Origin of the sequence: Variovorax sp. VRV01 (assembly GCF_014852545.1) — a bacterium.
Taxonomy (GTDB): domain Bacteria; phylum Pseudomonadota; class Gammaproteobacteria; order Burkholderiales; family Burkholderiaceae_C; genus Variovorax; species Variovorax beijingensis_A.
In genome coordinates, this window is record NZ_JACVBS010000006.1 from 141,931 (window position 1) to 168,379 (window position 26,449).

Genomic DNA, 26,449 nt, shown 5'->3' on the forward strand with positions numbered 1-26,449 from the left:
CGAGCCGCGCGCCACGCACCACCGGCACGCAGCGCCGGCCCATTTCGGTGCACAGATCTTGCATACCAGTTGGCACAAAAGCTGCTGGTATGCATGCCAATGTCTACATCCGCATCCGAAATCAGTGCACGCATCGTCGAGGCGGTGATGGCGCAGAAGCTCGCACCGGGCTCGCGCCTGGGCGAGCAGCCGCTCGCCATGCTGTTCGACTGCAGTCGCACGATCGTGCGCGAGGCGCTCACCCGGCTGGCGGCGCGCGGCATCGTCACGGTGAGCGCGCGGCGCGGCTGGTTCGTGATCGAGCCCTCGCAGGACGAGGCGCGCGAAGCCTTCGAGGCGCGCCGCGTCATCGAGCTCGGCCTGATCCGCAGTACGGGCAGCACCGGCAAGATCGACAAGGCCGCGCTGCGCCAGCTGAAGGCACACCTGCAGCGTGAAAAGGCCGCACTGAAAGAGAGCGACGTCGGCAACCGCAGCTTCCTGCTCGGCGACTTCCACGTGTGCCTGGCCGAATGCCTGGGCAACACGCTGCTGGCCGACACCTTGCGCGACTTCACCGCGCGCACCACGCTGATCGCCATGCTCTACCAGTCCACGCACGACGCCGTGCAGTCCTGCGAGGACCACGTGCAGATCGTCGCCGCCCTCGAGCGAGGCGACCATGCCGCCGCCGAGGCGCTGATGGCCGCGCACATCGGCACGGTGCAGTCGGCCCTGCGCGTGCAGGCGCCCACCGATCCGCTGGCGCAGCTGCGCGACGCGCTGGCGCCGCTGCAGCAGAAGAAAACCGCGGCCGTTCCCAGGCGGCGCAAGGCCGCCACGCCCTCCCCCGACGACACCGATTCATCGACTTACCTAGGAGCCCTGCTATGACTTTCTCTTCGTCCAAACGCCATCTCTCGCTCGCGCTTGCATCCATCGCCATGCTGGCCGCCGCCGGCGGCGCACAGGCCCAGAATGCCCTGGACAACGTGCTGAAGGCCAAGACCATCAAGATCGCCGTGCCCACCGACTATCCGCCCTACGGCTCGGTGGACAAGAACATGAAGCCGCAAGGCCTCGACATCGAGATGGCCGAGCTGATCGCCGCCAAGCTGGGCGTCAAGGTCGAGCTGGTGCCCGTGACCAGCGCCAACCGCATTCCCTACCTGCAGACCCGCAAGGCCGACCTCGTGATCTCCACGCTCGGCAAGAACGCCGAGCGCGAGAAGGTGATCGACTTCACCTCGGCCTATGCGCCCTTCTTCCAGGCCGTGTATGCGGCCAAGAGCATGAAGCTCACCAGCTTTGCCGACATGGCCGGCAAGACCGTTGCCGTGACGCGCGGCGCAATGGAGGACCAGGAGCTGAACAAGGTGGCGCCGCCGAACGTCGATTACCGCCGCTTCGAGGACAACAACGCAACCATCGCGGCCTTCGTGGCCGGCCAGACGCAAACCATCGCCACCAGCGCGGCGGTCGCCGGCGACATGCTCGCCAAGAATCCGAAGGTGAGCGCCGAGTTCAAGCTGCTGCTGAAGGACAGCCCCTGCTTCGTCGGCGTGGCCAAGGGCGAAACCGCCTTGAAGACCAAGGTCAACGAGATCATTGCCACCGCCAAGAAGGACGGTACGCTGGACGCCATGTCGAAGAAGTGGCTCGGCAAGGCCGCCGGCGACCTGCCGGTCTGAGCGCCGCTGAACCTCGAACAAAGGCGCGGCCATGGAATTCGACTTCGGTGCAGTTCTCGTCGACTGGCGGCTGCTCGCCAAGGGCATCGCGTGGACGGTCGGCCTGACGGCCATCGCCACCGTCATCGGCATGGCCGTGGGCGTGGCCTGCGCCTGGGCGCGCGCCAGCGGGCCGGTGTGGCTGCGCTGGGTGGTCGGCAGCTATGTGGAGCTGATCCGCAACACGCCCTTCATCGTGCAGCTGTTCTTCATCTTCTTCGGGCTGCCTGCGGCGGGCGTCAAGCTCACGCCGGAGGTGGCCTCGGTGATCGCGATGGTGATGAACCTCGGGGCCTACGCCACCGAGATCATCCGCGCCGGCATCGAGGCCACGCCCAAGGGGCAGATCGAGGCGGCCGTGAGCCTGGCGCTCGACAAGGTGCAGGTGTTCACCCGCGTGGTGCTGCCGCCGGCGCTCAAGAAGGTGTGGCCCGCCATGGTGAGCCAGATCATCATCGTGATGCTGGGCTCCGCCGTGTGCGGCCAGATCTCCACCGAGGAACTGAGCTATGCCGCCAACCTCATCCAGAGCCGCAACTTCCGCGCCTTCGAGGCCTTCATCGTCGCCACGCTGCTCTACCTGGCACTGGCCGTTGCGCTGCGCAGGCTGCTCAACTGGGCCGGGCCGAGATTCTTCTTCGGCCGCTGAACGCAGGACGCCACCACCATGGTCGATTTTTCTCTCTGGGACATCCTGCGCAACCTGCTGATGGCGCTGCGCTGGACCGTCGTGCTCTCGCTCATCGCCTTCATCGGCGGCGGGCTGGTGGGCGCCCTGCTGCTGTTCCTGCGGCTGCGCGGCGGCAGCGCCATGGGCCGCGCCGTCGGCCTCTATGTGCAGCTGTTCCAGGGCACGCCGCTGCTGATGCAGCTGTTTCTCGCGTACTTCGGCATCGCGCTGTTCGGCGTCGACGTGTCGGCGTGGACCGCGGCCAGCGTGGCGCTCACGCTCTACACCAGCGCCTTCCTCACCGAAATCTGGCGTGGCTGCGTGGCCTCCATTCCCAAGGGCCAGTGGGAAGCCTCGGGCAGCCTGGCGCTGAGCTTCAGCGAGCAGATGCGCCACGTGATCCTGCCGCAGGCGGTGAAGATCGCGATCGCGCCGACGGTGGGCTTCCTGGTGCAGGTGATCAAGGGCACGGCGCTCGCCTCGGTGATCGGTTTCGTCGAACTCACCAAGGCCGGCAGCATGATTTCGAACGCCACCTTCAAGCCCTTCGTGGTGTTCAGCTGCGTGGCGCTGCTTTACTTCGTACTGTGCTTCCCGGTGAGCCTGTACGCCAAGAATCTCGAGAGGAAATCCCATGGCCGCCGTCTTTGAATCCCACCAGACCTCCGCCGCGCCGATCGTGCGCGTGACCGCGCTGCGCAAATCGTACGGCGCCAACGAGGTGCTCAAGGGCATCGACCTCGACGTGAAGCGCGGCGAGGTCATTGCCATCATCGGCAAGAGCGGCTCGGGCAAGAGCACCCTGCTGCGCTGCATCAACGGGCTCGAGGTGTTCCAGGAAGGCTCGCTCACGGTCGACGGCAAGCCGCTGCTGCACGAGAGCGCCATGGCGATGCGCGAGCTGCGCCAGCACGTGGGCATGATCTTCCAGAGCTTCAACCTGTTTCCGCATCTCACGGTCGGCAAGAACGTGATGCTCGCACCCACGCTGGTGAAGAAGCGCAGCAGCATGGAGGCGGCATCGCAGGCGCGCAAGCTGCTCGAACGCGTGGGCCTGGCCGAGAAGTTCGACGCCATGCCCGAGCAGCTCTCGGGCGGCCAGCAGCAGCGCGTGGCCATCGCCCGCGCGCTGGCCATGGAACCGGCCGTGCTGCTCTGCGACGAGATCACCTCGGCGCTCGACCCCGAGCTGGTGGGCGAGGTGCTGCGCGTGGTGGAGTCGCTGGCCGACGAAGGGATGACGCTGCTGATGGTCACGCACGAGATGAGCTTTGCGCGCAAGGTGAGCGACCGCGTGATCTTCATGCACCAGGGCCGCGTGCACGAGATGGGACCACCGGCGGAAATGTTCGGCAATCCGCAGACGGCCGAGCTGAAGCAATTCCTTTCGTCGCTGCACGACTGAGGCGGTACGCAGCGCCGCGCTACTTCCTGCCCGGCCGCGCGCGCGCCGGCTTTCGCACCGCCATGTCCGGCGGCAGTTCGAAGCGGTCGCCTGCCCCCAGCCCGGTGGCCACGCCGAGCCGGGCCGCCAGGTGCGCGGCATCGTAGGGCGCGTGCACCTTGACGTCGTTGTCGAAATAGCAGAACACGTCGCGCCCCTTGCGCCCGGAGAACCGGCGCGAAGGTACGGCCAGCCTTGCGTCCTTCACCTGGCGTCCATGGCGCCAGGCATCGATGCGCTCTGCCCAGCGGTCGAGCGCGGCATCGTCGTAGCCGCTCGCGTAAAGCTCCTTGTCGCCGTGCAGTCGCAGGTAGACGAAGTCGGCGCACAGGTCTTCGAGCAGCGGCCAGCGCCCCGCCGTGTCGGCAACCACCAGCGCGACGCCATGGCGGCGCAGCATCGCGATGAAGTCCGGATTTGCAAAACTCGCATGGCGCACTTCCACCGCATGCCGGATGCGCAGCTTCGCGGGTGCCTTCAGCAACGCGCGGTCGTCGGCAAGCTTCTCGTTGTGCTGGCGCGCGAGCTTGAGGGCGGAACGGCCATCCCTGGGCAGCAGCGCCAGGAATTCCTCGATCCGACCGGCGTCGTAGGCCAACGACGGCGGCAGCTGCCAGAGAATCGGGCCCAGCTTGGCGCCCAATGTGAACACGCCCGATGCAAGGAAGTTGGCCAGCGCACCGTGCGGTTCCTTGAGCCGCAGGTTGTGGGTGATGTAGCGCGGCCCCTTCACCGCAAACACGAAACCGTCGGGCGTCGCGTCGTGCCATGCCTGGTACGACACCGGGCGCTGCAGCGAATAGAACGAGCCGTTGATCTCGATGGTGGGCAGCATGCGGGAGGCAAAGTCGAGTTCGAGCCGCTGCGGGAGCCCCTTGGGATAGAAGCGGCCGCGCCATGGCGCATAGCGCCAGCCAGAGATCCCGATTCGCGTCGTGCCCTGCATCGTTGGTCTTTTTTTCCGGAGCCTCGAACGTGGCCTGCCGAACGGCGCCGTGGCGTAGGAGATTTTCCTGTCCGCATAGCAGCATGCGCCCGGCGCGCCGGCCGGAGGCCCGGACTCCCCGGAACCCCGCGGGCTGTGGCAAGCTCCGAGCAGTATGCAAATCCGCTCCCTGCCCTTCACCACTTCCCGCCGCTGGATGCTGCGCGCGCTGTGCGGCGCCGCGGCCCTGCAGGCGCCGCTTTGCGCGCTGGCCGGCTTCAACTTCTTCACCAGCGAATACACCGCCACGCGCGACGAACTGCAGGCGCAGATCGCCAAGCGCTTTCCGGTGGCCGAGCGCTATGCCGAGATCTTCATGGTCGGGCTGCGCGATCCGCAGCTGGGCCTGGACGCGCGCAGCAACCGCGCGGCCATCACGGCCACGCTGACCATTGCCAGCCCCCTGCTGGCTGCCTCGCCGGTGCAGGGCGTGGTCTCGGTCAGCAGCGCGCTGCGCTACGACGCCGCAGCGCGCGCGCTGCGCCTGGACCGGCCCAAGGCCGAGCGCCTCGAGCTGCAGGGCGTGCAGGGCCGCGATGCGGAACGCCTGCAGCAGGTGGGCGCGGTGGTGGCGCAGGAGCTGCTGCAGGGGCAGGTGCTGCGCAGCTTCACGGCCGACGAGCTCACGGTGGGACGCAAGACCTACGAGATCGGCGACATCACGGTGCAGGACGACGGCATCAAGGTGCAGCTGAAATGAAATACCCACTGCTTGCCGCCGCATTGCTCATCGCGGGCTGCGCGGCCATTCTCCCCACGGCCAAGCAGCACTTCGACCTGCAGGCGCACCGCGGCGGGCGCGGGCTCGCGCCGGAGAACACGCTGGCGGCCTTCTCCAACGCCATCGACCTGGGCGTGAGCACGCTCGAACTGGACATCGGGCTTACGGCCGACGGCGTGGTCGTGATCTCGCACGACACCGCGCTCAACGCCGACCACACACGCGACGCGAACGGCGCCTGGCTCGCATCGAAGACCGGCCCCACCCTCCGTTCTCTCACGCTGGCGCAACTGCAGCGCTACGACGTCGGCCGGCTGAACCCCGCGAGCAGCTACGGCAAGCAGTTCGCGCTGCAGCTGCCGCGCGACGGCGAGCGCATTCCGACCCTGGCCGCACTGTTCGAGCAGGTGCGCGCACGCGGCGCCGCGGCCGCCACGGTGCGCTTCAACATCGAGACCAAGATCGATCCCACCAAGCCCGACGAGACCGCCGCGCCCGAGCCGATGGTGCGCGCCCTGCTCGCCGAGATCGACAAGGCGCAGATGGGCGGCCGCGTGACCGTCCAGAGCTTCGACTGGCGCACGCTCGCGCTGGTCGGCCAGCTTGCGCCGCAATTGCCGCGGGCCTACCTGAGCTCCCCGCGCACGCTCAAGGACAGCCGCTGGACGGCCGGCCTCGACGCCGCGCAGTTCGCCTCGACGCCGCAGCTGGTCAAGGCCGCGGCCGGCACGGCGGGCGGGCCCGTCATCTGGTCGCCCGCCTACAACGACCTGACACGGCCCGCCATCAAGGAAGCGCAGGGCCTCGGCCTCAAGGTGCTGCCCTGGACCGTGAACCAGCGCGCCGACATGCTGCGGCTGATGGACTGGGGTGTGGACGGCATCATCACCGACTACCCCGACGTGCTGCGCGACCTGATGCGCGAACGCGGCCTCTCGCTGCCGCCACCTGGAAAGGCTTCGTCATGAGCCCCCGCCCGGCCGCTCCGAAGGGGGCTCGCACCGCAGCGCGTAGCGCGGAGGTTGCCTTATGAGCACCGCCGCACGGCAGCTCGAAGCCGTCAGCAGCGGAATCGCGGCGCTGCAAGGCGGCGGCGGATCGGTCGCCGCGCTCTCGAACGAGGCGCGTGCAAGCAGCGAACTGCTCGCGGCGCTGCCGCCGCGCTATGGCGAGGTGCTGCTGAACCTGCTCGACCGGCTCGAGTCGAGCGCGCTGTTCAGCGAAGAGAGCTGTTCCTTCAGCCAGAAAGACCTGCTCGACAACCTGCAGGTGTGGGCCGGCAAGGCCCGCGCGCAGCTGGCGTCCTGAGGAGAAACAAACCATGCAAAGACGCACCCTTCTTCTGCGCGCCGCCCCGCTGCTCGCGTTCGCATCCACGGCGGCATGGCCGCTGGCCGCATCGGCCGCCGCGCCAATGGTCGAGATCTGGAAGGACCCGAACTGCGGGTGCTGCCAGGACTGGGTCAGGCACCTCGAGGCCAACGGCTTCGCCACCCGCGTGCACGACGCTGGCAACAGCGCCGCGCGCACCCGGCTCGGCGTTCCCGCCAGGCTGGGCTCATGCCACACCGGCCTGGTCGGCGGCTATGCGCTCGAAGGCCACGTGCCCGCGCGCGAGGTGCACAGGCTGTTGCGCGAAAAGCCCAAAGCCATCGGCCTCGCCGTGCCCGGCATGCCGGTGGGATCGCCGGGCATGGACGGCGCCGCCTACGGCGATCGGCACGATCCCTACGACGTTCTGCTGGTGCTGGCCGACGGCGGCAGCCGCGTCTTCCAGAGCTACCGCTGAGGAAGACCGCGCCGCGCGTCAGCTGAAGCGGGCGGGATCGAAAGGGGCCAGTGCCGTCTCGGGCGCGGTGCCCGCGAGCAATTGCGCCGCGAGCCTGCCGGTGCGCGTCGAGCCGCACAGGCCGACGTGCCCATGCCCGAAGGCCAGCACGATGTCCGTGCTGGCCGCGGATGCGCCGATGCAGGGCAGCCCGTCGGGCAGGCTGGGCCGGTGGCCGAGCCAGTGCTTCACGGCCACCGCCTCCGGCGGCTGGGTGCCAAGCGCCGGAAACATCGACCGCAGGTGCCGGTGCAGGATCTCGGCGCGCCGCCAGTCGGGCGCGGCCTCGAGCCCGCCGATCTCGACCTGGCCGGCCGCGCGCAGGCCACCGTCCATCCAGTGCGCGATGAGCTTGCCGTCGGCCACCATCGTCGGCGTGCGCGGCCCCGCCGAAGCGCCTTCGACGACCACGTGGTAGCCGCGTTCCGATTCGAGCGGCACCGGCGATCCGGCCGCCGCTGCCAGCGGGCCCGAGCGCGCACCGGCGCAGATGGCGGCGGCGTCGCAGGCGATCTCGCCGGCCTCGGTGCGCACCGCGCGCAGCCGCCCGCCCTCGATGCGAAAACCGGTGGCGCGCGCCGCCACGCGCTGCGCACCGGCCTCCTGCGCATGCCGCGCGAGCGCCGCCACATAGGCCCCCGGATTTCGGCAGTGCCCGGCCTCGGGCACGAAGATGCCGAGCGTGTAGCGCGCGTCGAGGTCGGGTTCGCGCTGCCGCAATTCAGCCGCCGGCCACTCCTCCCACTGCACACCGGTGCGCCGGCGCACGCGCCAGCCGAGCGCGTCGCCCTCGAACTCCTCGCGCGACCGGTAGGCATGCAGCAGGCCGCGCTGCTCGATGAGCTGCGGCACCCCGGCCTCGGCGGCGAGCCGGGCATGCAGGGCCGGGGCATCGGCCAGCAGCGTGCGCAATGCGTCGGCGGTGCGCTGCACGCGCGCCTCGGTCCAGCCCGAGGCCAGGTAGCGCAGCAGCCAGGGCAAGGCCCGCGGCAGATGGCGCCAACGCAGCGCGAGCGGCCCCAGCGGATCGGCCAGCCAGCCCGGCACCTTGCGCCAGGCACCGGGCAGCGCGGGCGGCACCACGGAATGGGACGAGAGCCAGCCCGCATTGCCGTAGCTCGTGGCCTGCGGACCGCCCGGCTCGCCGGGCTCCACCACCGTCACGCGCAGGCCGGCGCGCAAGGCCTCGATGGCGGTCGCGCTGCCCACGGCGCCTGCGCCGATCACGACCACATGGCGTCCCGCGCCCTCGGCGGAGAAACTTCTTGCAACTGTCATGGGGGCCTATCGTAGAGGGCGCGGTCCCATAATCGGCCGCCATGCCCGCTCCGTCATCCGCTTCCTCTTCTCCTGCTTCGTCTTCCGGCGCCATCACCGATGTGGCCGGCATCGAAGTCGGCCATTTTTCCGACACGCGCCGGCCCACGGGCTGCACCGTGATCCTCGCGCGCGAAGGGGCGGTGGCCGGGGTCGACGTGCGCGGCGCCGCACCGGGCACGCGCGAGACCGACCTGCTCTCGCCCGGCAACCTGGTGCAGCAGGTGCACGGCGTGATGCTGGCGGGCGGCAGCGCCTGGGGACTGGCCGCGGCCGAAGGCGCCATGCGCTGGCTCGAGGAACGCAACATCGGCATGGACGTGCGCTTCGGCACCCTGCCGATCGTGCCGGCCGCCGTGCTGTTCGACCTGCCCATGGGCGACGCGCGCATCCGCCCCGATGCCGCGGCCGGCTATGCGGCCTGCGAGGCGGCCACCCGCGATGCGCCGGAAGAAGGCAATGTGGGCGCCGGCAGCGGCGCGCTCGTGGGCAAGCTCTTCGGCGTGCACCGCGCGATGAAGGGCGGCATCGGCACCGCCTCGGTCACCGTGGGCGGCGTGACGGTGGGCGCGCTCATCGCGGTCAATGCGCTGGGCGACGTGATCGACCCCGACACCGCGCAGCCGGTGGCCGGCGCGCGCACCGAAGACGGCCTTGCGCTGCTCGACACCCGCCGCGCCCTGCTGCGCGGCGACCTGCCCCAGCCGCTGCTCGCGGGCACCAACACCACGCTCGGCGTGATCGCGACCGACGCGGTGCTGACGAAGGTGCAGGCCAACCGCCTTGCGAGCGTGGCGCACGACGGCCTGGCACGCGCCATCAACCCGGTGCACACGATGAGCGACGGCGACACGCTGTTTGCGCTGGCCACCGGCCGCATTCCGCTCGAAGGCCCTTCTTCCGAATCCAGGCCCGGCATGACCGTGCTCGGCACCATGGCCGCCGAGGCGGTGGCGCGTGCCACCTTGCGCGCGGTGCTGGCGGCGCGCTCCATCACCGTCGGCGAGCTGCACGTGCCATGCGCGGCCGACTTCGCCGCAACGAAAGGTTGAGTACCCCATGGCCATGCCCAAGACACTGAAGCTGATCCTGCTGTCGATCCGCGACCTGATCGCATCGGCCGGCCCCGTCGTGTTCCTCGTGATCGGCCTGCTGATTGCCGCCTACTGGTGGCTGCAGCCGCAGCCGCCCAAGCACGTGACGCTGGCAACCGGGCCGACCGGCAGCGCCTATTCGCAGTTCGGCAAGCGCTATGCCGAGCTGCTCAAGGCGAGCGGCATCGAGGTGGAGCTCAAGGCCACCACGGGCTCTTCAGAAAACCTCGAACTGCTGCGCAGCGGCGGCGCCGACGTGGGCTTCGTGCGCGGCGGCAGCGCCGACCCGGTGGCCGATGAGGAAGCCGGCCTCACCTCGCTCGGCAGCCTGTTCTTCGAGCCGATCTGGCTCTTCTACCGCGCCGACAGCGCGCAGAAGATCGACCGCAAGACGGCCACGCTGACTTCGCTCGCCCAGCTGCGCGGCCTGCGCGTGAACGTCGACCTGGCGGGCAGCGGCCTGCCCGAGATCATGGAAAGGCTCTTCAAGGCCAACCACCTCGAGCCCGATGCGCTGCTGCTTTCCAACCTGGAACAGGCGGCCGCGGCCGAAGCGCTGCAGGCCGGCCTGCTCGATGCCATCGTGCTGTCCTCGGCGCCGCAGTCGCCGCAGGTGCAGCGGCTGCTGCGCGCGCCCGACATCAAGCTCATGGACTTCGGCCAGGCCGATGCGTACACGCGGCGTTTTCCGTTTCTCTCGGCGGTCACGCTGCCGCGCGGCGTGGTCGACCTGTCGAAGGACCTGCCGCCTACGGACGTCTCGCTGCTCGCGGCCACCACCTCGCTGCTTTCGCGCGACAAGACCCACTCCGCGCTGCGCCAGCTCTTCGCGCAGGCCGCGCAAAGCGTGCACAGCGACGCCGGCTGGTTCAACCGCGCGCGCGATTTTCCCAACACACGCACCAGCGAACTGCCCGTGAGCCCCGAGGGCGACCGCGCCATCAACGGCACGCCGCCGTTCTGGCAGCGCTACCTGCCGTTCTGGGCCAGCAACCTGATCGAGCGCATGTGGCTGGTGCTCGGCGGCCTCCTGGTGCTGATGCTGCCGCTGAGCCGCGTGGTGCCGCCGCTCTACCAGTTCCGCGTGCGCCGCCGCGTGTTCCGCTGGTATGCGCGGCTGCGCGACATCGAGGCCAAGGTCGATGCACGCCAGGGCGGGCGCGACGAATTGCTCGACGAACTCGAGGAGCTCGACCGCGTGGTCAACAAGGTGGCCGTTCCGCTGTCGTATGCCGACGAGCTCTATGCGCTGCGCAACAACATCCACACGGTGCAAAAGCGCGTGCAGATGCGCTGGCCGCAGCCCGGCGATTTCGCGCCCCGGACCGCGCCCTCCGCGGAAACCGCAAAAAGCGCTTGACTTGGAGCGCGCTCCAACTTCGAGAATTCCCGCCATGGAAGCCCACTTGACCATTGCGGAAGTCGCGCGGCGCACCGGCCTCACGGCCGACACGCTGCGCTACTACGAACGCATCGGACTGATCGCCGCGGTGCCCCGTGCACCGGGCGGCCAGCGCCGCTATGCGAGCGCCGACATGGATTGGCTGGCCTTCCTGTTGCGCCTGCGCGAGACCGGCATGCCGATCCAGGGCATGCAGGCTTTCGCCAGGCTTCGAAGCCAGGGGGACGCCAGTGTCGGAGAGCGGCGGCAGATGCTCGAACAGCATCTGGCCGAGGTCCAGGCCAAGGTGGCGGCGCTGCAGCAATCCATGCAGGCGCTGTCGCTGAAGATCGCGCACTACCGCGCCATCGACAGGAAGCATCCCTCGTCACCGGGCACAGCCCCCGAAGGAAAGACGAGCGATGACCAACACACAAGCAAGCCACAACGACAACAACCTGCGCTACGAGCGCGGGCTCGCCAAGCTCCAGCAGATCGACGGTGAAGGCGGCGTCAAGGTGGTCGAGAGCCTGGCCGGCATCGCACCCGATTTCGCGCGCCTCCTGATCGAGTTTCCGTTCGGCGACATCTACTCGCGCCCCGGCCTCGACCTGCGTTCGCGCGAGATCGCGGTGGTGGCCGCGCTCACGGCCATGGGCAATGCCGCGCCGCAACTCAAGGTGCACATCCAGGGCGCGCTCAATGTCGGCGTCACGCGCACCGAGATTGTCGAGACCATCATGCAGATGGCGGTGTACGCGGGCTTTCCGGCTGCGCTCAACGGCCTCGCGGCCGCGCGCGAGGTGTTTGCTGCCGACGCCCCGGTGGGAGAGCCCGTATGAAACACCGCAGTTTTCGCATCCGCCTGCCTCTGCTCGGCCTCGCGCTGCTTGCGACCGCGACCCATGCGACCACCTCGGCGCTAACGCCCGCCCCGCCGGCCTGGACGCTGGAAAAACGCCCCGCGCACGACGAGCTGTCCTCGCCGGTCGGCATGGCCTACGACGCGGCAGGCCATCTCTATGTCGCCAACTGGTCGGCCGGCACGGTGCTGCGCTTTGCGCCCGACGGTGCCCGCTCGGTGTTCGCATCGGGCTTGAGCGGCCCCAGCGGGCTGGCGATCAGCCCTTCCGGCGACATCTTCGTCGCGTCGTACAGCCAGGACCTGGTGTGGCGCTTCACGCCCGGCGGCAGGCAGAGCGTGTTCGTGAGCGGCCTGGCAACGCCGGCGGGCCTGAGCTTCGACCGCAAGGGCCGGCTGCTGATCGCCAACCGCCGAACCAATGAGATCCTCGCGGCGCATCCCGACGGCAGGATCGAAGTCGCGGCGCAGGGACTGCAATCGCCGGTCGGCGCGGTCGAACTGCCGGGCGGCGAGCTGATGGTCAGCAACATCGCGGGCGGCATCTCGCTGGTCGGGCCGGACGGACGCGCGCGAAGCATCCACGACGGGCTGCGCAGCCCGGGCCCCGGCATCGTCGCGGACCCCGAGGGCACTGCCGCCTATGTGGTCGACTACGGCGGCACGACAGTCAGCCGCATCGACCGCGAAGGAGGCCGCGTCGTGCTGGCCGACGGCCTGTCCAGCCCGGTGGGCCTTGCGCGCACCCCCGACGGGAACCTGCTGGTCGCCACATGGGGAGCGAATGCGGCCTTTCGGCTGGCGCGGCCGCGTTGAGACGCCGGCTTGCCCGCCCCATGAAAAAAGCGCGCCGCCCCTTGCGGAACCACGCGCTCTTGTCGAGGCACCCTGAGGTCTCTTTCAGAAACACCGAGGAACCGGCTTTGCCGGGCCTCCGGTGTTGCCCCCGGTAGGGGGAAGGCGCGCGCGACACGAAGTGCGCGAAGACTGGGGGCCAGCCTATTTCAGCGCCTTGTAGCGCATGCGCTTGGGCTTGGCACCCTCTTCGCCCAGGCGCTTCTTCTTGTCGGCTTCGTACTCCTGGTAGTTGCCGTCGAAGAAGGTCCACTGGCTGTCGCCTTCGGCCGCGAGGATGTGCGTGGCGATGCGGTCGAGGAACCAGCGGTCGTGGCTGATGACCATCACGGTGCCGGCAAACTCGAGCAGCGCGTCTTCGAGCGCGCGCAGGGTTTCCACGTCCAGGTCGTTCGACGGTTCGTCCAGCAGCAGCACGTTGCCGCCCGCAATCAGCGTCTTGGCCAGGTGCAGCCGGCCGCGCTCGCCGCCCGACAGCGTGCCGACCTTCTTCTGCTGGTCGGCGCCGTTGAAGTTGAAGCGGCCCGCATACGCGCGGCTCGCCATCTGGAACTTGCCGACGTTGATGATGTCCAGGCCGTTCGAGATGTCTTCCCACACGGTCTTGTTGTTGGCGAGCTCGTCGCGGTGCTGGTCGACGAAGGCCATCTTCACGGTCTGGCCGATGACGACCTCACCCGAATCCGGCTTTTCCTTGCCCGCGAGCAGCTTGAAGAGCGTCGACTTGCCGGCGCCGTTCGGGCCGATGATGCCGACGATCGCGCCCGGCGGCACGGTGAAGCTCAGGTTGTCGATCAGCATGCGGTCGCCGAAGGACTTGCTGACGTTGTGGAACTCGAACACCTGCTGGCCCAGCCGCTCCGCCACCGGAATGAAGATTTCCTGCGTCTCGTTGCGCTTCTGGTATTCCATGTCGCTCAGCTCTTCGAAGCGGGCCAGGCGCGATTTGCTCTTGGCCTGGCGCGCCTTCGGGTTCTGGCGCGACCACTCCAGTTCCTTCTTCAGCGCCTTGGCGTGGGCTTCCTCGCTCTTCTGCTCCTGCGCCAGGCGTTCGCCCTTCTGCTCGAGCCAGGTGCTGTAGTTGCCCTTCCAGGGAATGCCACGGCCGCGGTCCATTTCCAGGATCCACTCGGCCGCGTTGTCGAGGAAGTAGCGATCGTGGGTGATGGCCACCACGGTGCCCGTGAAGCGCTGCAGGAACACTTCGAGCCACTCCACCGATTCAGCGTCCAGGTGGTTGGTGGGTTCGTCGAGCAGCAGCATGTCGGGCTTGGACAGCAAGAGGCGGCACAGCGCCACGCGCCGCTTTTCGCCGCCTGACAGCAGGCCGATCTTCGCGTCCCACGGCGGCAGGCGCAGCGCATCGGCGGCGATTTCCAGTTGATGTTCGGAATCGGTGCCGGCGGTGGCGATGATGGCTTCGAGCTGGGCCTGCTCGGCTGCCAGCGCGTCGAAGTCGGCGTCTTCGGCACCATAGGCGATGTACACCTCTTCGAGGCGCGCCTTGGCCGCAAACACCGCGCCCATGGACTCTTCGACCGATTCGCGCACCGTGTGCTCGGGGTCGAGCTTGGGCTCCTGCTCCAGGTAGCCGATCGTCATCCCCGGCATGGGCAGCGCCTCGCCCTCGAACTCCTTGTCCACACCCGCCATGATCTTGAGCAGCGTCGACTTGCCCGAGCCGTTGAGGCCGAGCACGCCGATCTTGGCGCCGGGGAAGAAAGAGAGCGAAATGTCTTTCAAGAGCTGCCGCTTGGGCGGCACGGTCTTGCTGACGCGGTTCATCGAATAGACGTATTGAGCCATCTGTGAATACTTACCTTGGGTAGCGGAAATTGGGGGAAAAGCGCGGGCGCCCGAAGAAGCTTTCGGACGCGGCAAACCATGGATTATCGACTCATGCGACAATAGGCACCGTTGCCGGGTCCAGTTGCCCGCAACACCGGCTCTCTGCCGGGGACGAAGAAAGCGCCTTTCAACCCTCTTGCGAGGGCGGACTTTCCGGCTCCCACCCCTGACCTTCATCAGCCTTGACTGGCTCGGCGTCACAAAAGACGCCAAGCGGGCCGATGCCACTGCGCCGTGTATGGCGCTTATTGTTTCCAATGAATTTTGACGAACTGAAGCTGGCTCCCGCCATCTTGAAGGCTGTGCACGAGCACGGTTACGACACCCCCACCCCCATCCAGGCGCAAGCCATTCCCGCGGTCCTCGAAGGCCACGACCTCCTGGGCGGCGCCCAGACCGGCACCGGCAAGACCGCTGCCTTCACGCTGCCCATGCTGCACAAGCTCAGCGTGGGCGCGAGCGCCACCAACAAGTTCGGCGGCATCGGCATCCGCGCGCTGGTGCTCACGCCCACGCGCGAACTCGCGGCCCAGGTCGAAGAATCGGTGCGCACCTACGGCAAGTACCTGGAGCTCGACTCCACCGTGATCTTCGGCGGCGTGGGCATGAACCCGCAGATCAGCAAGCTCAAGAAGGGCGTCGACATCCTCGTGGCCACCCCCGGCCGCCTGCTCGACCTGCAGCAGCAGGGCATGCTCGACCTGAGCCAGGTCCAGATGCTGATCCTGGACGAAGCCGACCGCATGCTCGACATGGGCTTCATCCATGACGTGAAGAAGATCCTGGCGCTGGTGCCCCGGGAAAAGCAGAGCCTGCTGTTCTCGGCCACCTTCAGCGACGAGATCCGCGACCTGGCCGCCACGCTGCTCAAGAACCCGCAGAGCATCCAGGTCACGCCGCGCAACACCACCGTGCAGCGCATCACCCAGGTGATCCACCCGGTAGGCCGCGGCAAGAAGAAGGCGCTGCTCGCGCACATCATCAACGAGAACAAGTGGAGCCAGGTGCTCGTGTTCACGCGCACCAAGTTCGGTGCCAACAGCGTGGCCGAATTCCTCACCAAGAACGGCATCGAGGCAATGGCGCTGCACGGCAACAAGAGCCAGAGCGCCCGCACCCAGGCGCTGGCCGGCTTCAAGAGCGGCGACATCCGCGCCCTGGTGGCCACCGACATCGCGGCCCGCGGCATCGACATCGACGAGCTGCCGCACGTCGTCAATTACGAAATCCCGAACGTCAGCGAAGACTACGTGCACCGCATCGGCCGCACCGGCCGCGCCGGTTCGAGCGGCGAGGCCGTGAGCTTCGTCTGCATGGACGAAGAAGGCTTCATGCAGGAAATCGAACGCTTCACCAAGCAGACGATTCCGGTGCAGTTCGTCGAAGGCTTCGGCCCCGAGGAAGGCGAACGCGCCGAGCCGATCGCCATGGGTCGCCAGACGATCTGGGGCGGTGCCGGCCGCCCGCCGAGCCGCGACGTGATGCAGGCGGCCGCCAAGGCTGCCCGCACCGAGATGCTGCAGCGCATCCGCGAGAACAAGGCCGGCCAGGGCGGCGGCGAACGCGCAGGCGGTGGTGGTGGCGGCAACGGCCAGCGCCGCGGTGGCGGCCAGGGCGGTGGCGGCCAGGGCCGCAATGCCAACGGCGGCGGCCAGGGACAGGGCCAGGGCCCGCGCGGCCAGGGCGCCCGCCCGGCACAAGGCCGCGGACCGCAAGGCCCGGCACGCGCGCCGCACCATGCGCCGCAAAATCACCTGCCGCATGACGAGCGCCAGCCGCGCCATCACGGCAACAGCCACAGCCCGACGCAGGCCAACCAGGTCGCGCACCTGCGCGCCGAAGCGGTCGCCGGCGGCGACGGCCAGCCGGATCCGCTGCGCACCAGCGTCGACCACATGGGTGGCGGCCGCGGGCGCGGACGCCCGGGCGGCGGCGGTGGCGGCTACGGCGGCAACCGCTCCGGCGGTGGTGGCCGTTCGGGTGGTGGCGGCTACGGCGGCGGCGGCGGTGGCAACCGCTCCGGCGGCGGCGGACGCTCGTTCGGGCGCTGACCGGCGCAGCGGGTAGATGGAACATCTGCCCCGCGACAAAGACAAAGGGCACTTCGGTGCCCTTTGTCTTTTGCGCCGCCGGCGCGGCGCCTCCCGACTGCCGCCCGCTGCGGACACAATCGCGTGCCATGCAAGACATCCCGCCCAACTACGCCACGCTCTTCGTTGCCACCTGCAACCTGCTGAATCTCGCGAACCCGCACCGGGTGTATTACGAGAACCAGGACGCCTACGACGAACGCGACTACGAACGCAAGATCGCCTGGACCGGCGAGCGCTTCCATGCGCTCAATGCCGACGTGCTCGCGGTGCAGGAGGTCTGGGACGAAAGCGCGCTGAAGGCCGCCATTGCGCGCAGCGGGCTGCGCTACGACTTCGTCTCGGTTCCCGGCGCGGAGAACACGCCGCCGCACAACGGCGCGCAGGGCACGCCGCGGGTCGGCATTGCCACGCGGCTGCAGGTGGACGAGGTCCGCTCCTTCGTCGATTTTCCGCCTGGCTTCGGGGTCGAGGTGCCGGGCCTGGGCCCGCACATGCGCTTCGAGCGCCCGCCCCTTCTGGCCACGCTGCGCATGAAGCACGGGCAGCAGGTGCACGTGCTCACGGTGCACCTCAAGTCCAAGCGGCCGAAGTTCCTGCAGGACGCGCAGGGCAATGCCCTGGAAGACCGGGAGGACCGCAAGGTCGGCGTGATGGCTTCGCTGCGCTCGCTCGTCATGCGCGGCGTCGAGGCGGCGGCCCTGCGCTGCATCGTGATCGACCTGCTGCAGGGCACCAGCACGCCCCTGGTGGTGATGGGCGACTTCAACGACGACCCGCACAGCGTCACCACGCAACTGGTGGCCGCCACCTCCGAAGTGGCCTACGACAAGGCCGCGCGCGACGTGGCGCTGTTCAACGCCTACGAGATGCAGGGCGAATCAGCGCTCAAGAAGGACGTGGCCTATTCGCACATCCACCAGGGCTTTCCGGCCGTGCTCGACCAGATCTTCGTGAGCGAGGAGTTCGTTGCGACGAGCCGGCGCAGCCTGGGCGACGTGCGCCGGGTCGACTACTTCAACGACCACCTGCACGAAGGTCGGGACCGCTCGCGCTCGGACCACGGCTTCGTGCGCGCGCTGCTGCGGCTGCGCACCGGCTGACGGGCAAGGTTCAGGGCATGCGCCGGCCGCTCTGGCGGTCGAACAGGTGCACGCGGTCGGCATCGATCGCCAGGCCCACGGTCTGGTCGGGCTGCACGTCGACGCGGCCATGCACCGCCAGCACCAGCTTCGCTTCGCCGACCTGCACCAGCAGTTCGGTTTCGGCGCCCGTGGGCTCGACCACGATCACCCGCGCATCGACGCCGCTGCCGCCGCCCAGCGTGATGTCGCCGGGGCGGATGCCGTAGTGCACCGGCTGGCCGTCGGGCGCCGAGGTGCCCGGCGGCACGGGCCAGCGCGCGCCATGCGCCTCGACATGGCATTCGCCGCCCGAGCGCCGCACCGTGCCTTCGATCACGTTCATCGACGGCGAGCCGATGAACTGCGCGACGAACAGGTTGTCGGGACGGTCGTACAGGTCGAGCGGCGTGCCGATCTGCTCGACGATGCCGTCGTGCATCACCACGATGCGGTCGGCCATGGTCATGGCCTCGATCTGGTCGTGCGTCACGTAGACGGTGGTGGTCTTCAGGCGCTGGTGCAGCGCCTTGATCTCGGCGCGCATCGCCACGCGCAGCTTGGCGTCCAGGTTGGATAGCGGCTCGTCGAACAGGAACACCTTGGGGTCGCGCACGATGGCGCGCCCCATGGCCACGCGCTGGCGCTGGCCGCCCGACAGCTCGCGCGGATAGCGCCCGAGCAGCGCGTCGAGGTTGAGGATCTTCGCGGCCCGCGACACGCGCTCGTCGGTCACCGACTTCTCGGCATTGCGCAGCCGCAGGCTGAAGCCCATGTTCTCGCCCACCGTCATGTGCGGATAGAGGGCGTAGCTCTGGAACACCATGGCGATGTCGCGGTCCTTCGACTCGAGGTCGTTGACTACGCGGCTGTCGATCATGATCTCGCCGCCGCTGATGTCCTCCAGGCCCGCGAGCATGCGCAGCAGGGTCGACTTGCCGCAGCCCGAAGGCCCGACCAGCACGACGAACTCGCCGTCGGTGATGTCGAAGCTCAGGCCCTGGATGATCTGGACCTTGCCGAAGGATTTCTGGATATTGCGAAAGGATACGGATGCCATTTTTGTTCCCAGGGTTCGCTCAGCTCTTGACGGCACCGGCGGTGAGTCCGCCCACCATGTAGCGCTTGAAGGCGTAGTAGATCGCCGCGGGCGGCAATGCATAGATGAGGCCGGTGGCCATCAGCAGTTCCCACGGCGAATCGTCGGCCGAAAGGAAGTTGCCGAGCGCCACCGCCAGCGTCACGCTCCTGTCGTTCGACAGCAGCAGGAAGGCGTAGAGGTATTCGTTCCATGCCAGCAGCAGCGAATAGGTGCCCACCGCCACCAGCGACGGCACCATCAGCGGCAGGTACACCAGCCGGAACAGCTGCAGCGGCGAAGCGCCGTCCATGCGCGCGGCTTCGTCGAGCTCGTAGGGCAGCTTGTCGGAGGCCTGCTTGAGCACCCAGATGCAGTACGGCGAGGCGATGGTCACCATGGCAAGGATCAGCGCCCACTGGCTGTTGAGCAGGCCGTAGTTGCCCATGGTCTTGTACATGGGCACGGCCAGGAAGGCCGCGGGAATGAAGTACGTGAACAGCGCCAGGTTCATCACCGTGCGGCCGCCCCGCACGCGCAGCCGGCTGATCGCAAAGGCGGCCGTGGTGGCGACGAAGAGCGTCAGCGCCCCTACCGTGAGCGCGATCAGCAGCGAGTTCCCGAGCTGCAGCCAGAAGTGGTCGAGGTAGAAGTGCTTCTGCTGGAACACGATGCGGAAGTTGTCCAGCGTCGGATTCTTGGGCCACAGGTGGCCCGAGGTCGCGGAGTCCTTCGACGAAATGGCGAAGAGCACCATGTGGTAGACCGGAATCAGCGTCCACAGCAGCACCGGTATGCCGATGAGCAGCAGCCGGGCCTCGGTGAGCACGGCTTTCGGAGTCCAGCGCTTCATTTCGAGAGCCTCTTCATCATGAAGTACACGAGCGGGAGAACGAGCGGCAAGGCCACCACGATGGACGCCATCGACAGGTCGACCTGGTCGAGGCGCAGATAGCGGATACCCAGCGTGGCGAGCACATGCGTCAAGTCCGCGGGTCCGCCGCCGGTCAGCAGGTAGACGCTGTTGAAGTCGCCCAGCGTCCAGATCATCGAGAGAATGGTCGAGGTGATGTAGAGCGTCTTCAGCGCCGGCCAGCTCACGAAGCGGAACTTCTGCCACGACGAGGCGCCGTCCACGGAGGCCGCCTCGTATTGTTCGGATGGGATGGCGAGCCGCCCCGCCACCAGGATCAGGGTCCAGAACGGCAGCGACTTCCATACATGGACCACCATAGCGAAGGCCAGGGCCAGCGCAGGATCGTTGAGCCAGTTGGGGCCGTCGGCGCCGGTCAGGCGGAAGATCGTGCTGTTGATCACGCCCCACTCGGGGTTGAGCATGAAGCGGATCGACAGGATGGTGGGAATCGAGGGCATCGCCCATGGCAGGATGAAGATCGCCGAGACGATCTTGATCCACCAGCGCGATGTCACGAAGAAGCCCGAGAGCACCAGGGCCACGAGCATCTTGAGATTGATCGCCACGACCAGGAAGATGGCCGTGTTGATCACCGAGCGGAAGAAGATCGGGTCCTCGACCAGCTTCACGTAGCTTTGCGGATGGCGGGCGAGCCAGAGCCCGTAGCCCACCGGGTACAGCACGAACACCACGAACACCAGCAGGTAGGGCACGACCATGACCGCGCCCCAGAACTGCCAGCGCGCATGCCGCGCTCCGGGATTGACGACAGGCGTCGGGGTCGACGCGGCGGCGGTGGCAGTGGCGCTCATGGCATGCAGCTGCTGGTGGTTTCGGGTGTCGCGTGTGCGCGGCTTACTGCGCCGCCACCGTCTTGATGCGCGCGATCATCTCGTCCACGGCCTTGTCCACCGGCACCTTGTCGGTGACGACGCGGCTCATGGCCTTGGCCCAGACGTTCTCGTTGTTGAGCACGGTGAACTTGTAGTTCTTGGTGAACTCGAAGGTCACGGTGCCGGCGGCGTACTGGTTGTAGACCGACAGGCGGTGCGGATCGGCCTTCCAGAAATCGCGCTGCTGCGCGGCCTTGGTCACCGGGAACCAGCGGCCCAGCGAGCCTTCGACGTACGGCGTCAGGTTCTCTTCCTGCATCAGGAAGGAGACGAACTCCTTGGCGCGCGCCTTGTTCTTCGCGTCCTTGAACACCACGCCGGTCTTCACGGCCGTGCGGTACACCATCTTGCTGCCGTCAGGCTTGCTCGGGAAACCCGCCGTGCGGATGCGCTCGGTGTAGTTCTTGCGCGCTTCCTCGCGCTGCTCGGGCGTGAGCGAGGCATTGTCCGAATCGTCGAGCCACTTGGCGGCGATGGAGATGGTCGCGTTGTGCGTCATCAGGGTCGTCTTGTTGTGGAACGCGACGTTGTTGTCCGGGTCCTTCCAGCTCGTCGACGACGGCGGCGTGCAGCCCTTGGTGTAGGGCGTGGTGTAGTCGGTCAGCGCGCCGATCAGGCCGGTGCGCACCTTCGGGTCGTCGACCAGCAGCTTGCCGTTGTCGTCCACCAGCTTGACGTTGTAGGCGTCCATGAAGGTCAGGAACGAATAGAACGAGTCGCTCGAATCCACGCCCATCGGCATGCCGATGCCGAAGGTGCGCTTGCCGCTTGCCTTGCGGCTGGCGGTTTGAGCCTTCTCGCACCAGAACGACCAGTACTCCTTCCAGGTGGTCGGGATATCCGACTCCTTGAAGCCCGCCTCCGCCAGCATGTCGCGCCAGTACTCGATGTGCATCGTCTGCTGCTTGATCGGGAAGGCGTAGTAGGCCTTGCTCTTGGTCTGGTCGTTGTAGAGGTAGGTGGTCTCGATCGTGTTGGGCGCGAAGCGGTCCTTGATGGGCGTGAGCACACTGCCGAGGTCTTCGAGCTTGCCGTCGAAGGCCCACTTGCCGGTGACCTGGAAGTCGTACACGTCGGCATAGGCCACGTCGGGCGGGCTGCCCGAATCGAGCGCGGACACGGTCTTGGGGATCATGTCCTGGATCGGGTACTGCGACAGCTCGATCTTCACGTTCTTGTTCTTCTCCTCGAACTTCTTGATGGCGGCGAACAGCGCATCGTCCTCAGCCTTGTAGAAGCCCTTCACCCACCAGACGGTGAGCTTTTCCTGCGCGGCGGCGGGACCTGCCGACGCCAACAACCCCAGCGCGAACAACGTCGGCGCTATCAGCGACTTGACGACTTTCATGGTGTCTCCTTCTTCTTCGGTGGAAATGCTCGAACACGAGCGTGGGTGAAAAAATCTGTTGCGACCTGCGCGGGCTCGCACCTGGCCCCGGGCCCGGCTAGTGGGCCTTCAGCCGCGGCGGCGGACGGCCGAGCCGCGGCAGCCGGCGGCGCGAGCCGATCACGTCTTCGATGTCCTGCCGCGCGCCGTCGATGAGGCGGATGACCGCCTGCTCGGCCTTGGCCGGATCGTGTGCAATCACCGCATCGAGCACCGCGCGATGCAGCGGCAGCGAAAGCGCGGGACCGTCGGGCTTGCTGGTCGATATCTCGAAACTGGTGCGAAGCAGTGCGTTGAGCGCCTTGCTCATCTGCGCGAGCATGCGGTTGCGCGCCGCGCTCAAGAGGCCGGTATGAAAGCGCAGGTCGAAGGTGACGTAGTCGCCGCCGTTCTCCACGGCTTCCTTCATGCCGGCGTAGGCGCGCTCTATTTCCTCGATGTCCTGCGGGCTGGCCCGCTCGGCCGCAAGCCGCACGGCCGCCGGCTCGACCACGCGCCGCAGGTCCTGCAGGTCGCGCAGGAACTCGGGCGTGAGCCCGGCACGCGACTGCCAGGTGATGACGTCGGGGTCGAACCAGTTCCACTTGTCCTGCGGCAGCACCCGCGTGCCCACCTTGGGCCCCGTCACGATCAGGCCCTTGGCCGCCAGCGACTTGATGGCTTCCCGCACCACGGTGCGGCTCACGCCGAGCTCCTCGCCCAGAATGGGTTCGGCCGGGATCGAGGCACCGATCGCATAGCGGCCGGCCACGACAGCTTCGCCGAGCAGTTCGAGCGTGCGACCGTGGATGTTCTTGATCATGTGCGTGATGTGAAATTTGCTATGCCGACGCTCGAAAACACTAAGGGTCCGGCATGTTGTTCGCACTTATCATATGATGATTGAAATGGCCGATCGGCAGGACAAACCCTGAGGTTTGGGGCCGTAAGCGGTCGTAAACGGAGACAAACCGATGAGCAATTCCCCCAAGAAAAAACCCGAAGACCTGCGCAGCCAGCAATGGTTCGGCCGCCATGACCGCGACGGCTTCATCTACCGCAGCTGGGTCAAGGGCAAGGGTGTGCCGCACGACCAGTTCGACGGGCGTCCGGTCATCGGCATCTGTAACACCTTCAGCGAGCTCACGCCCTGCAACTCGCACTTCCGCACGCTCGCCGAGCAGGTGAAGATCGGCGTGTATGAAGCGGGCGGCTTCCCGCTCGAATTCCCGGTGATGTCGCTCGGCGAAACGCTGCTGCGTCCCACCGCCATGCTGTACCGCAACCTCGCGAGCATGGACGTGGAAGAAAGCATCCGCGGCAATCCGCTCGACGGGGTGGTGCTGCTCATGGGCTGCGACAAGACCACGCCCGCGCTCATGATGGGTGCGGCCAGCGTCGACCTGCCGACCATCGGCGTCTCCGGCGGCCCGATGCTTTCGGGCAAGTGGCGCGGCCAGGAGCTGGGCTCGGGCACCGGCGTGTGGCAGATGAGCGAGCAGGTGCGCGCCGGCACGCTCAAGCTGCAGGACTTCTTCGAGGCCGAGAGCTGCATGCACCGCAGCCACGGCCACTGCATGACCATGGGCACCGCGAGCACCATGGCCTGCATGGTCGAGTCGCTGGGCATCGGCCTGCCCGGCAACGCAACCTATCCGGCCGTGGATGGACGGCGCAACGTGCTGGCGCGAATGGCCGGCCGGCGCATCGTCGACATGGTCCATGAAGACCTCCACATGTCGAAGATCCTCACGCGACAGGCGATCGAGAACGCCATCAAGGTCAATGCGGCCATCGGCGGCTCCACCAACCTCGTCATTCACCTGCTGGCCATCGCAGGGCGCATCGGCGTGGATCTCTCGCTCGACGACTTCGACCGGCTGGCTTCCGACCTGCCCTGCCTGGTCGACCTGCAGCCTTCGGGCCGCTTCCTGATGGAAGACTTCTGCTACGCGGGCGGCCTGCCCGTCGTGATGAAGGAGATCGCGCAGTACCTGCACAAGGACGCCATCACGGCCAACGGCCAGACGCTGTGGGACAACGTGAAGGACGCCGAGAACTACAACCCGCAGGTGATCCGCCCGCTGGCCGAACCCTTCAAGGACAAGGCCGGCATCTGCGTGCTGCGCGGCAACCTCGCCCCCAACGGCGCCATCATCAAGCCCAGTGCCGCCACGCCCGAGCTGCTGGTGCACAAGGGCCGCGCGGTGGTGTTCGAAAACGCGGACGACCTGCACAAGCGCATCGACGACGAGAACCTCGACATCGACGAGCACTGCGTCATGGTGCTGAAGAACTGCGGCCCGCGCGGCTACCCGGGCATGGCCGAGTCGGGCAACATGCCGCTGCCGCCGAAGGTGCTGCGCAAGGGCATCACCGACATGGTCCGCATCAGCGACGCGCGCATGAGCGGCACCGCCTACGGCACCGTGGTGCTGCACACCGCCCCCGAGGCGGCCGCGGGCGGGCCGCTCGCGCTGGTGCAGGACGGCGACATCGTCGAGCTCGACGTGCCCAACCGCAAGCTGCATCTGCATGTGAGCGACGAAGAGCTCGCAAGGCGGCTCGAGAAGTGGGTCGCGCCCAAGGCGCCGCTCGACTCGGGCTACTGGAAGCTGTACGTCGACACGGTGCTGCAGGCCGACCAGGGGGCCGACCTGGCCTTCCTGCGCGGTCGCCGCGGGGCCTTCGTGCCGCGCGACAATCACTGACATGACAAGACTGGTCGCCATCGACTGGGGCACGAGCTCACTGCGCGGCGCGCTGCTCGATGCCGGCGGCAAGGTGCTCGAAGAGCGCAGCGATGCGCGCGGCATCCTCAAGGTGCCGGAAGGCGGGTTCCCCGCGGTTTTCGAAGCGCTGTTTGGCGACTGGATGCGCCTCGAAGGCGCGCGCTGCCTGATCTCCGGCATGGCCGGCAGCAAGCAGGGCTGGGTCGAGACACCGTATTGCGCCTGCCCCGCGGGCCGTGTCGAGGTGGGCCGCAGCATCATCGACATCGACGTGCGGCCGGGCTCGCGCATCTCCATCGTGCCGGGCCTCAACGACGAGCATGACGGCGTTCCCGATGTCATGCGCGGCGAGGAAGTGCAGATCTTCGGCGCCATGGCGTTGATGGACGTCGACGAGGGCGTCTTCGTTCTGCCGGGCACGCACAACAAGTGGGCTACGGTCAAGAAGGGCCGCGTCACGGGCTTTCGCACCTTCATGACCGGCGAGTTCTACGCGCTGCTGAGCCAACATTCGATTCTTGCGCGCACGCTCGATGCCGATGCGCCGCTCGACGAAGCCGCTTTCGTGCAGGGCGTCGCACGTGCCGACAACGGCCAGGGCCTGCTGCACAACGCATTCGGCGCGCGCACACTGGCGCTGTTCGAGCGCATGCCCACGCAGGAACTCGCCAGCTACCTCTCGGGCCTCCTGATTGGCGAAGAACTGCGCACGCAGTCGCTGCATGCCTTCGGCGAGGTTGTGCTGATCGGTTCCCCCGCACTGACGCAGCGCTACACGCTCGCGCTGAGCGCCACCGGCATCGCCACCCGCAGGCTCGGCGCCGAAGCCACCTGGGCCGGGCTGCATGCGCTGTCCGGCTTTCTCGACGCAGACAGAAATCCGCCATGACCACACCGCAACAAAAATTCGAAGCCGCGATGCGCGCGCTGCCGCTGGTTGCCATCCTGCGCGGGCTTACACCTGCCGAGGCCGGCGACGTGGGCGATGCCATCGTCGAATCGGGCTTCCGGCTGCTCGAGGTGCCGCTCAATTCGCCCAAGCCCTACGCCAGCATCACGCTGATGCGCACGCGCTTTCCGCAGGCCCTGGTGGGCGCCGGCACGGTGCTCGATGTGCAGCAGGTGCGCTATGTGCATGCGGCCGGCGGCGAGCTGGTCGTTTCGCCCAACTGCAATGCGGAGGTGATCGCCGAAGCCGTGCGGCTCGGCATGGTCTGCCTGCCCGGCGTGATGACGCCGACCGAAGCCTTCGGCGCGCTGGCCGCGGGCGCGACCGGACTCAAGCTGTTCCCGGCCGAACTCGCATCGCCCGCGGTGGTGAAAGCCCTGCTCGCGGTGCTGCCCCAAGGCACGCCAGTGATGCCCGTGGGCGGTATCACGCCCACCAACATGGCCGAATGGCGTACGGCCGGCGCGGCCGGCTTCGGCATCGGCTCCGCGCTCTACAAGCCGGGCAAGCAGGCCTCGGCCGTGCGCGCCGATGCGCAGCGGTTCGTCGCGGCCTTCACGGGCGCGGCCGCCATCTGAAAGTCTTCTTTC

General features: G+C 67.8%; 27 protein-coding genes. 19 read left to right on the forward strand and 8 right to left on the reverse strand.

Annotation, left to right across the window (positions count from 1 at the left end):
* The first annotated feature begins 99 nt into the window (after nucleotides 1-99).
* The 5 genes from IB278_RS12875 to IB278_RS12895 are packed head-to-tail and all read left to right on the forward strand — an operon-like array spanning nucleotide 100 to nucleotide 3,784.
* Nucleotides 100-873, forward strand: coding sequence for a GntR family transcriptional regulator (locus IB278_RS12875; protein WP_145746137.1), 774 nt, complete (start codon nucleotides 100-102; stop codon nucleotides 871-873).
* Complete coding sequence (locus IB278_RS12880) at nucleotides 870-1,670, forward strand: transporter substrate-binding domain-containing protein (protein WP_145746136.1); 801 nt, start codon at nucleotides 870-872, stop codon at nucleotides 1,668-1,670. Before IB278_RS12875 ends, IB278_RS12880 begins: the two co-directional genes overlap by 4 nt.
* A 31-nt stretch (nucleotides 1,671-1,701) precedes the next feature.
* On the forward strand, nucleotides 1,702-2,358 hold the full coding sequence (locus tag IB278_RS12885; RefSeq protein WP_145746135.1) for an amino acid ABC transporter permease: 657 nt from the start codon (nucleotides 1,702-1,704) through the stop codon (nucleotides 2,356-2,358).
* Between the two features lie 18 nt (nucleotides 2,359-2,376).
* Nucleotides 2,377-3,030 (forward strand): amino acid ABC transporter permease, encoded by a 654-nt coding sequence (locus IB278_RS12890; RefSeq protein WP_145746134.1) that lies wholly within the window; start codon nucleotides 2,377-2,379, stop codon nucleotides 3,028-3,030.
* Nucleotides 3,014-3,784: an amino acid ABC transporter ATP-binding protein gene (locus IB278_RS12895; RefSeq protein ID WP_145746133.1), complete on the forward strand. Its 771-nt coding sequence runs from the start codon at nucleotides 3,014-3,016 to the stop codon at nucleotides 3,782-3,784. Before IB278_RS12890 ends, IB278_RS12895 begins: the two co-directional genes overlap by 17 nt.
* A gap of 19 nt (nucleotides 3,785-3,803) precedes the next feature.
* Here IB278_RS12895 and IB278_RS12900 read toward each other — a convergent pair whose 3' ends face one another.
* Nucleotides 3,804-4,769: a DUF72 domain-containing protein gene (locus IB278_RS12900; protein ID WP_192323606.1), complete on the reverse strand. Its 966-nt coding sequence runs from the start codon at nucleotides 4,767-4,769 to the stop codon at nucleotides 3,804-3,806.
* Between the two features lie 154 nt (nucleotides 4,770-4,923).
* Here IB278_RS12900 and IB278_RS12905 point away from each other — a divergent pair, with 154 nt between their 5' ends.
* From IB278_RS12905 to IB278_RS12920, 4 genes are all read left to right on the forward strand, one after another.
* The gene (locus IB278_RS12905) at nucleotides 4,924-5,508 is read left to right on the forward strand and encodes a DUF1439 domain-containing protein (RefSeq protein WP_145746131.1); all 585 of its coding nucleotides are present in this window, start codon (nucleotides 4,924-4,926) and stop codon (nucleotides 5,506-5,508) included.
* The gene (locus IB278_RS12910) at nucleotides 5,505-6,497 is read left to right on the forward strand and encodes a glycerophosphodiester phosphodiesterase (protein WP_192323607.1); all 993 of its coding nucleotides are present in this window, start codon (nucleotides 5,505-5,507) and stop codon (nucleotides 6,495-6,497) included. Before IB278_RS12905 ends, IB278_RS12910 begins: the two co-directional genes overlap by 4 nt.
* 61 nt (nucleotides 6,498-6,558) lie before the next feature.
* Nucleotides 6,559-6,837 (forward strand): hypothetical protein, encoded by a 279-nt coding sequence (locus tag IB278_RS12915; RefSeq protein WP_192323608.1) that lies wholly within the window; start codon nucleotides 6,559-6,561, stop codon nucleotides 6,835-6,837.
* 13 nt (nucleotides 6,838-6,850) lie between these two features.
* Nucleotides 6,851-7,318, forward strand: coding sequence for a DUF411 domain-containing protein (locus IB278_RS12920; RefSeq protein ID WP_145746128.1), 468 nt, complete (start codon nucleotides 6,851-6,853; stop codon nucleotides 7,316-7,318).
* An 18-nt stretch (nucleotides 7,319-7,336) separates the two neighbouring features.
* Here IB278_RS12920 and IB278_RS12925 read toward each other — a convergent pair whose 3' ends face one another.
* Nucleotides 7,337-8,635 (reverse strand): NAD(P)/FAD-dependent oxidoreductase, encoded by a 1,299-nt coding sequence (locus IB278_RS12925; protein ID WP_192323609.1) that lies wholly within the window; start codon nucleotides 8,633-8,635, stop codon nucleotides 7,337-7,339.
* A gap of 41 nt (nucleotides 8,636-8,676) precedes the next feature.
* Between IB278_RS12925 and IB278_RS12930 the strand changes: the two genes are divergently transcribed.
* From IB278_RS12930 to IB278_RS12950, 5 genes are read left to right on the forward strand one after another with little or no spacing between them, the layout of a single operon-like run.
* Complete coding sequence (locus IB278_RS12930; RefSeq protein ID WP_192323610.1) at nucleotides 8,677-9,726, forward strand: P1 family peptidase; 1,050 nt, start codon at nucleotides 8,677-8,679, stop codon at nucleotides 9,724-9,726.
* Between the two features lie 7 nt (nucleotides 9,727-9,733).
* On the forward strand, nucleotides 9,734-11,128 hold the full coding sequence (locus IB278_RS12935) for a TAXI family TRAP transporter solute-binding subunit (RefSeq protein WP_145746125.1): 1,395 nt from the start codon (nucleotides 9,734-9,736) through the stop codon (nucleotides 11,126-11,128).
* 34 nt (nucleotides 11,129-11,162) lie between these two features.
* Nucleotides 11,163-11,654, forward strand: coding sequence for a MerR family transcriptional regulator (locus IB278_RS12940; RefSeq protein WP_192323611.1), 492 nt, complete (start codon nucleotides 11,163-11,165; stop codon nucleotides 11,652-11,654).
* Nucleotides 11,572-11,991, forward strand: coding sequence for a carboxymuconolactone decarboxylase family protein (locus IB278_RS12945; RefSeq protein ID WP_145746123.1), 420 nt, complete (start codon nucleotides 11,572-11,574; stop codon nucleotides 11,989-11,991). Before IB278_RS12940 ends, IB278_RS12945 begins: the two co-directional genes overlap by 83 nt.
* Nucleotides 11,988-12,827, forward strand: coding sequence for an NHL repeat-containing protein (locus IB278_RS12950; RefSeq protein ID WP_192323612.1), 840 nt, complete (start codon nucleotides 11,988-11,990; stop codon nucleotides 12,825-12,827). Before IB278_RS12945 ends, IB278_RS12950 begins: the two co-directional genes overlap by 4 nt.
* 183 nt (nucleotides 12,828-13,010) lie before the next feature.
* On the opposite strand, the gene ettA is transcribed toward IB278_RS12950, so the two are convergent.
* Nucleotides 13,011-14,672, reverse strand: coding sequence for an energy-dependent translational throttle protein EttA (ettA, locus tag IB278_RS12955; RefSeq protein ID WP_015866459.1), 1,662 nt, complete (start codon nucleotides 14,670-14,672; stop codon nucleotides 13,011-13,013).
* A 299-nt stretch (nucleotides 14,673-14,971) separates the two neighbouring features.
* Here ettA and IB278_RS12960 point away from each other — a divergent pair, with 299 nt between their 5' ends.
* Together IB278_RS12960 and IB278_RS12965 are read left to right on the forward strand one after the other, a co-directional pair.
* Nucleotides 14,972-16,765: a DEAD/DEAH box helicase gene (locus IB278_RS12960; protein WP_145746121.1), complete on the forward strand. Its 1,794-nt coding sequence runs from the start codon at nucleotides 14,972-14,974 to the stop codon at nucleotides 16,763-16,765.
* A gap of 128 nt (nucleotides 16,766-16,893) precedes the next feature.
* Complete coding sequence (locus IB278_RS12965; RefSeq protein ID WP_145746120.1) at nucleotides 16,894-17,907, forward strand: endonuclease/exonuclease/phosphatase family protein; 1,014 nt, start codon at nucleotides 16,894-16,896, stop codon at nucleotides 17,905-17,907.
* 10 nt (nucleotides 17,908-17,917) lie between these two features.
* Here IB278_RS12965 and IB278_RS12970 read toward each other — a convergent pair whose 3' ends face one another.
* The 5 genes from IB278_RS12970 to IB278_RS12990 all read right to left on the reverse strand — a co-directional run bounded on the left by IB278_RS12970 (nucleotide 17,918) and on the right by IB278_RS12990 (nucleotide 23,001).
* Nucleotides 17,918-18,985 (reverse strand): ABC transporter ATP-binding protein, encoded by a 1,068-nt coding sequence (locus IB278_RS12970; protein WP_145746119.1) that lies wholly within the window; start codon nucleotides 18,983-18,985, stop codon nucleotides 17,918-17,920.
* 19 nt (nucleotides 18,986-19,004) lie between these two features.
* Nucleotides 19,005-19,856 (reverse strand): carbohydrate ABC transporter permease, encoded by an 852-nt coding sequence (locus IB278_RS12975; protein WP_145746118.1) that lies wholly within the window; start codon nucleotides 19,854-19,856, stop codon nucleotides 19,005-19,007.
* Nucleotides 19,853-20,731 (reverse strand): carbohydrate ABC transporter permease, encoded by an 879-nt coding sequence (locus IB278_RS12980; RefSeq protein ID WP_145746117.1) that lies wholly within the window; start codon nucleotides 20,729-20,731, stop codon nucleotides 19,853-19,855. The genes IB278_RS12975 and IB278_RS12980 overlap by 4 nt, the downstream gene beginning before the upstream one ends.
* Nucleotides 20,732-20,774: 43 nt before the next feature.
* Nucleotides 20,775-22,160: an ABC transporter substrate-binding protein gene (locus tag IB278_RS12985; RefSeq protein ID WP_145746116.1), complete on the reverse strand. Its 1,386-nt coding sequence runs from the start codon at nucleotides 22,158-22,160 to the stop codon at nucleotides 20,775-20,777.
* 97 nt (nucleotides 22,161-22,257) lie between these two features.
* Nucleotides 22,258-23,001: a FadR/GntR family transcriptional regulator gene (locus IB278_RS12990; RefSeq protein ID WP_145746115.1), complete on the reverse strand. Its 744-nt coding sequence runs from the start codon at nucleotides 22,999-23,001 to the stop codon at nucleotides 22,258-22,260.
* A gap of 151 nt (nucleotides 23,002-23,152) precedes the next feature.
* Here IB278_RS12990 and IB278_RS12995 point away from each other — a divergent pair, with 151 nt between their 5' ends.
* From IB278_RS12995 to IB278_RS13005, 3 genes are read left to right on the forward strand one after another with little or no spacing between them, the layout of a single operon-like run.
* The gene (locus IB278_RS12995) at nucleotides 23,153-24,889 is read left to right on the forward strand and encodes an IlvD/Edd family dehydratase (RefSeq protein WP_192323613.1); all 1,737 of its coding nucleotides are present in this window, start codon (nucleotides 23,153-23,155) and stop codon (nucleotides 24,887-24,889) included.
* A 1-nt stretch (nucleotide 24,890) separates the two neighbouring features.
* The gene (locus tag IB278_RS13000; protein WP_192323614.1) at nucleotides 24,891-25,799 is read left to right on the forward strand and encodes a 2-dehydro-3-deoxygalactonokinase; all 909 of its coding nucleotides are present in this window, start codon (nucleotides 24,891-24,893) and stop codon (nucleotides 25,797-25,799) included.
* The gene (locus IB278_RS13005) at nucleotides 25,796-26,437 is read left to right on the forward strand and encodes a 2-dehydro-3-deoxy-6-phosphogalactonate aldolase (protein WP_145746112.1); all 642 of its coding nucleotides are present in this window, start codon (nucleotides 25,796-25,798) and stop codon (nucleotides 26,435-26,437) included. The genes IB278_RS13000 and IB278_RS13005 overlap by 4 nt, the downstream gene beginning before the upstream one ends.
* Nucleotides 26,438-26,449: the final 12 nt, after the last annotated feature.

Excerpts from the sequence above, each read along its gene's own strand:
- IB278_RS12885 (WP_145746135.1), top strand. The coding sequence starts at position 1,702 with ATGGAATTCGACTTCGGTGCAGTTCTCGTCGACTGGCGGCTGCTCGCC.
- IB278_RS13005 (WP_145746112.1), top strand. The coding sequence starts at position 25,796 with ATGACCACACCGCAACAAAAATTCGAAGCCGCGATGCGCGCGCTGCCG.
- IB278_RS12900 (WP_192323606.1), bottom strand. The coding sequence starts at position 4,769 with ATGCAGGGCACGACGCGAATCGGGATCTCTGGCTGGCGCTATGCGCCA.
- IB278_RS13000 (WP_192323614.1), top strand. The coding sequence starts at position 24,891 with ATGACAAGACTGGTCGCCATCGACTGGGGCACGAGCTCACTGCGCGGC.
- IB278_RS12875 (WP_145746137.1), top strand. The coding sequence starts at position 100 with ATGTCTACATCCGCATCCGAAATCAGTGCACGCATCGTCGAGGCGGTG.
- IB278_RS12895 (WP_145746133.1), top strand. The coding sequence starts at position 3,014 with ATGGCCGCCGTCTTTGAATCCCACCAGACCTCCGCCGCGCCGATCGTG.
- IB278_RS12930 (WP_192323610.1), top strand. The coding sequence starts at position 8,677 with ATGCCCGCTCCGTCATCCGCTTCCTCTTCTCCTGCTTCGTCTTCCGGC.
- ettA (WP_015866459.1), bottom strand. The coding sequence starts at position 14,672 with ATGGCTCAATACGTCTATTCGATGAACCGCGTCAGCAAGACCGTGCCG.
- IB278_RS12945 (WP_145746123.1), top strand. The coding sequence starts at position 11,572 with ATGACCAACACACAAGCAAGCCACAACGACAACAACCTGCGCTACGAG.
- IB278_RS12960 (WP_145746121.1), top strand. The coding sequence starts at position 14,972 with ATGAATTTTGACGAACTGAAGCTGGCTCCCGCCATCTTGAAGGCTGTG.
- IB278_RS12950 (WP_192323612.1), top strand. The coding sequence starts at position 11,988 with ATGAAACACCGCAGTTTTCGCATCCGCCTGCCTCTGCTCGGCCTCGCG.
- IB278_RS12975 (WP_145746118.1), bottom strand. The coding sequence starts at position 19,856 with ATGAAGCGCTGGACTCCGAAAGCCGTGCTCACCGAGGCCCGGCTGCTG.
- IB278_RS12920 (WP_145746128.1), top strand. The coding sequence starts at position 6,851 with ATGCAAAGACGCACCCTTCTTCTGCGCGCCGCCCCGCTGCTCGCGTTC.
- IB278_RS12935 (WP_145746125.1), top strand. The coding sequence starts at position 9,734 with ATGGCCATGCCCAAGACACTGAAGCTGATCCTGCTGTCGATCCGCGAC.
- IB278_RS12925 (WP_192323609.1), bottom strand. The coding sequence starts at position 8,635 with ATGACAGTTGCAAGAAGTTTCTCCGCCGAGGGCGCGGGACGCCATGTG.
- IB278_RS12915 (WP_192323608.1), top strand. The coding sequence starts at position 6,559 with ATGAGCACCGCCGCACGGCAGCTCGAAGCCGTCAGCAGCGGAATCGCG.
- IB278_RS12965 (WP_145746120.1), top strand. The coding sequence starts at position 16,894 with ATGCAAGACATCCCGCCCAACTACGCCACGCTCTTCGTTGCCACCTGC.
- IB278_RS12985 (WP_145746116.1), bottom strand. The coding sequence starts at position 22,160 with ATGAAAGTCGTCAAGTCGCTGATAGCGCCGACGTTGTTCGCGCTGGGG.
- IB278_RS12990 (WP_145746115.1), bottom strand. The coding sequence starts at position 23,001 with ATGATCAAGAACATCCACGGTCGCACGCTCGAACTGCTCGGCGAAGCT.
- IB278_RS12995 (WP_192323613.1), top strand. The coding sequence starts at position 23,153 with ATGAGCAATTCCCCCAAGAAAAAACCCGAAGACCTGCGCAGCCAGCAA.
- IB278_RS12980 (WP_145746117.1), bottom strand. The coding sequence starts at position 20,731 with ATGAGCGCCACTGCCACCGCCGCCGCGTCGACCCCGACGCCTGTCGTC.
- IB278_RS12880 (WP_145746136.1), top strand. The coding sequence starts at position 870 with ATGACTTTCTCTTCGTCCAAACGCCATCTCTCGCTCGCGCTTGCATCC.
- IB278_RS12910 (WP_192323607.1), top strand. The coding sequence starts at position 5,505 with ATGAAATACCCACTGCTTGCCGCCGCATTGCTCATCGCGGGCTGCGCG.
- IB278_RS12905 (WP_145746131.1), top strand. The coding sequence starts at position 4,924 with ATGCAAATCCGCTCCCTGCCCTTCACCACTTCCCGCCGCTGGATGCTG.
- IB278_RS12890 (WP_145746134.1), top strand. The coding sequence starts at position 2,377 with ATGGTCGATTTTTCTCTCTGGGACATCCTGCGCAACCTGCTGATGGCG.
- IB278_RS12970 (WP_145746119.1), bottom strand. The coding sequence starts at position 18,985 with ATGGCATCCGTATCCTTTCGCAATATCCAGAAATCCTTCGGCAAGGTC.
- IB278_RS12940 (WP_192323611.1), top strand. The coding sequence starts at position 11,163 with ATGGAAGCCCACTTGACCATTGCGGAAGTCGCGCGGCGCACCGGCCTC.